Origin of the sequence: Streptomyces sp. 8L, from assembly GCF_020176795.1 — a bacterium.
Taxonomy (GTDB): Bacteria; Actinomycetota; Actinomycetes; order Streptomycetales; family Streptomycetaceae; genus Streptomyces.
Window position 1 is genome coordinate 1 of the sequence record NZ_JAIUKE010000158.1, and the last position, 3,053, is coordinate 3,053.

Genomic DNA, 3,053 nt, shown 5'->3' on the forward strand with positions numbered 1-3,053 from the left:
CGGGGGGGCGGGTGGTGCCCGCCCCCCGCGCCCCCCCCCCCCCCCCCCGCGCGGGGGGGGGCGCCGGGGGGGGGGGGCCGCCCCCCCGCCCCCCCCCCCCCCCCCCGTGCTGTGCCGTGCTGTCCGGGCTTCCGCTCTCCCGTCCGGACGTCGGGTCCCGTCCTTCGACTTCGCCGTGTGCCGCGGCCCGGACGCCCTCTCAGCCGATCGGGCCGGGGGCCGGCTCGGGTTCCGGCACCGGGTCGGGCCCCGGCGGCTTCGGAATCGGGTCGGGCGAGGGCAGCGGTCCCGGCGGCACCGGGGTGGGCCCCGGCGGCACAGGCCCGGGCGGAGGGCCCGGCGTCGGCGTGGGAGGCACCGGGTCGGGGTGCGGACTGGTCATGTCGGACCTCCAAACGCGGGACGTCTCCAAACGCGAAACGTCTACTCCACTGTCTCACCGACGCCTGCCCAGCGGTGTCCGGCCCACGCGTGGTCCACCCCGATCCACCACCGCCGGGGACCGGCCCGTGCCCCGCGGGTCACCAGCGGTGCGGCTCCGACTCCAGCTGCCGCCGCGCTGCCATCACCAGGTCGGCGGCCGGTACGGGCGCCTCTTCGGGGTGGCGCTGCGCCCACCGTGCCGCGTACGGGCACAACGGGACGACGGGCACGTTCTCGGCCGCGGCCATGCGGTAGAAGTGCCCTACGAGCGCGGACGCGATGCCCTTGCCCTCGTGGCCCTCGTCGACGACGGTGTGCACCGCGACCAGGGCGGCGGGGGTGGCGTCGAGGACGAAGTAGCCGATCATGCCGACGGCCGCGCCGTCCTCCATCGCTTCGAGCCGGCCCCGGGGGCGGTCGTCGCGGATGTCGATGTCTGTCATGCCGGTGGTCTCTCCGCCTCTCGGACCCCGCAATCCCCTCGGAGCCTCGCGATTCCCCCGCCGTCTCCGATCCTCAGCGCTTTCGCGATTCCCCCGTCGGCCGCGTGGCCGGGTCCCGGAGGCCCGGGGTCTCGCCTGCCGCCCGCGCCCGGCCTCAGGCGTCCTCGCCCGGGTCCGAGGCGCCCAGGTCGTCCGCCTCCTCGGCCTGCGCCGCCGTGGTGGCCTGCTCCAGCGTCTGAGTCCGCTTGCGGATGACGCAGGCGGCCACGAGGCCGCTGGCCGCGAAGGCGACCGGCACCATCCACGTCCGGTCGAGCCGGTGGCCGGTGGCGTGGTCGAGAGAGTAGCGGCCGGCGCCGGTCAGGCCGAGGCCCGCCGCCGTCCAGCCGAGGAAGCCGGGGTATTCGAGGCCGCCCGATGTGCTGAAGAAGCCGTTCGGCGCGTGTACGGCCGCCGCACCCGCCATCGCCCCCGCGGCCACGGCGCCCGCGGCGGGCGTCGCGAGGCCGAGTGCGATCAGGACACCGCCGCCGGCCTCGCCGAGCCCGGCCGCGAGAGCGCTGCGCCTGCCGGGGCGGAACCCCATGGACTCCATGGCCTTGGAGGTGACGTCGAGCCCCGCGCCGCCGAACCAGCCGAGCAGCTTCTGGGCCCCGTGGGCGGCGAGGACGGCCCCGGTGCCGGCCCGCAGGGCGAGCAGGCCGAGGTCGCTGTGGTCGCGGTGGATCGCACGCTTCATCGGGGGCTCCCGGAGTGGGGTGGGGACGGTCGGGGCGGTACGGAGAGGCGGCGGCGACGACGCGTCGACGCCTCCCCGGCCTCGCCTCCACTCTGGGCCGTGGCGGCGCAGGGCACGGAACGCTGGTGCGCCGTCCGGGTGACCCCCGGCGCCCGGCCGGGTCCGGGATCGCTCGTGTGCGCCGCCGTACGCGGGGCACTCGTGCCGCGTGACGAAGTCGAAGAAGCGGAAGCTGTCGCTGACGTACAAACCAGTGGGGTTCGCGCTGGGCTGGGTCGGGGGCTCCCTGGCGGGAGTCCTGTTCCGGACCACCTGGAAGGCGCTGCGCCACGAGGACGACGCGCCCGACGCGCTGGACCCCGAGCGCGGCTGGGGCGAGGTGGTGCTCGCCGCGGCCGTGCAGGGCGCCATCCTCGCCGCGGTCCGCAGTGTCGTGGACCGCGCCGGCGCCAGGGCGATCGAGCGTGCCACCGGAACCTGGCCCGGCAAGGGCGGTGGCCGCGACTGACGGACGCCGTCCGGCGGCACCCGTTTCCCATCCAGCCCCTCGCCGGCCGGCGAGGGGCCACCACCGAGGAGGTGCTCACACCATGGCGGGCAGGACTCAGGGCGACACAGTCGGGCGGCTGCTCGACACCTACGGCAGGACGTACACGGACGAGGCCGGCATCCGGCTGCGCGACACCCCGCAGCCGCTGTACCGCCTGCTGGTGCTGTCCCTGCTGCTGAGCGCCAGGATCAGCAGCGGCATCGCGGTCTCCACCGCGCGGGCGCTCGCGGACGCGGGACTGCGCACCCCGCGGGCGATGACGGACGCCACCTGGCAGCAGCGCGTGGACGCGCTCGGCCAGGGCGGCTACCGGCGTTACGACGAGCGGACGGCGACCCAGCTGGGCGAGGGCGCCGACCTGCTGCTGGAGCGCTACAACGGCGACCTGCGACGGCTGCGTGCGGAGGCCGACGGCGACCCCGACGAACTGCGCAGGCTGCTGCGGGAGGTGCCGGGGATCGGCCCGGTGGGCGCGGACATCTTCCTGCGCGAGGTGCAGGACATCTGGCCGGAGGCCGCCCCCTACCTGGACGGGAAGGCCCGCCAGGGGGCCCGCAAGGTGGGACTGCCCGACGACCCGAAGAGGCTGAGCCGGCTGGCGGGCGACGATCCCGCGCTGTTCGCCGCGGCGCTCGTACGGGTGTCACTGGACCGCCACGCGGAGCTCGCCACCGCGTAACGGTCCGCGGACACCGGGAGCCGCCTCACGGCCCCGGGTGTCCGCCTCGGGCGGTGCGCGCGGGCGCTCACCCGCACCACTCCCCGAAGCGGAGACGCGGACGGGCAGCGGGCACCCGGACGGGCAGACGCGAACGCCGGGGGGGGGGGGGGCCGCGCCCCGCCGGCGGCGGGGAAGCGGCGCGGCCCCCCCCCGGGGGGCCCGGGGGCCGGGGGGGGG

4 protein-coding genes are annotated in these 3,053 nt (G+C 77.2%); 2 read left to right on the forward strand and 2 right to left on the reverse strand.

Annotated features, from left to right (window positions below; genetic code table 11):
* Window positions 1–521: 521 nt before the first annotated feature.
* Together LCE31_RS15040 and LCE31_RS15045 are read right to left on the reverse strand one after the other, a co-directional pair.
* Window positions 522–866, reverse strand: coding sequence for a GNAT family N-acetyltransferase (locus LCE31_RS15040; RefSeq protein WP_225014758.1), 345 nt, complete (start codon window positions 864–866; stop codon window positions 522–524).
* 154 nt (window positions 867–1,020) lie between these two features.
* The gene (locus LCE31_RS15045; protein ID WP_225014759.1) at window positions 1,021–1,605 is read right to left on the reverse strand and encodes a DoxX family protein; all 585 of its coding nucleotides are present in this window, start codon (window positions 1,603–1,605) and stop codon (window positions 1,021–1,023) included.
* A gap of 208 nt (window positions 1,606–1,813) precedes the next feature.
* Here LCE31_RS15045 and LCE31_RS15050 point away from each other — a divergent pair, with 208 nt between their 5' ends.
* Window positions 1,814–2,113 carry a DUF4235 domain-containing protein gene (locus LCE31_RS15050; RefSeq protein WP_225014760.1) on the forward strand — a complete coding sequence of 100 codons (300 nt, stop codon included), beginning with the start codon at window positions 1,814–1,816 and terminating at the stop codon, window positions 2,111–2,113.
* Window positions 2,114–2,195: 82 nt separating this feature from the next.
* Window positions 2,196–2,834 carry an endonuclease gene (locus LCE31_RS15055; RefSeq protein WP_225014761.1) on the forward strand — a complete coding sequence of 213 codons (639 nt, stop codon included), beginning with the start codon at window positions 2,196–2,198 and terminating at the stop codon, window positions 2,832–2,834.
* Window positions 2,835–3,053: the final 219 nt, after the last annotated feature.

Excerpts from the sequence above, each read along its gene's own strand:
- LCE31_RS15045 (WP_225014759.1), bottom strand. The coding sequence starts at position 1,605 with ATGAAGCGTGCGATCCACCGCGACCACAGCGACCTCGGCCTGCTCGCC.
- LCE31_RS15040 (WP_225014758.1), bottom strand. The coding sequence starts at position 866 with ATGACAGACATCGACATCCGCGACGACCGCCCCCGGGGCCGGCTCGAA.
- LCE31_RS15055 (WP_225014761.1), top strand. The coding sequence starts at position 2,196 with ATGGCGGGCAGGACTCAGGGCGACACAGTCGGGCGGCTGCTCGACACC.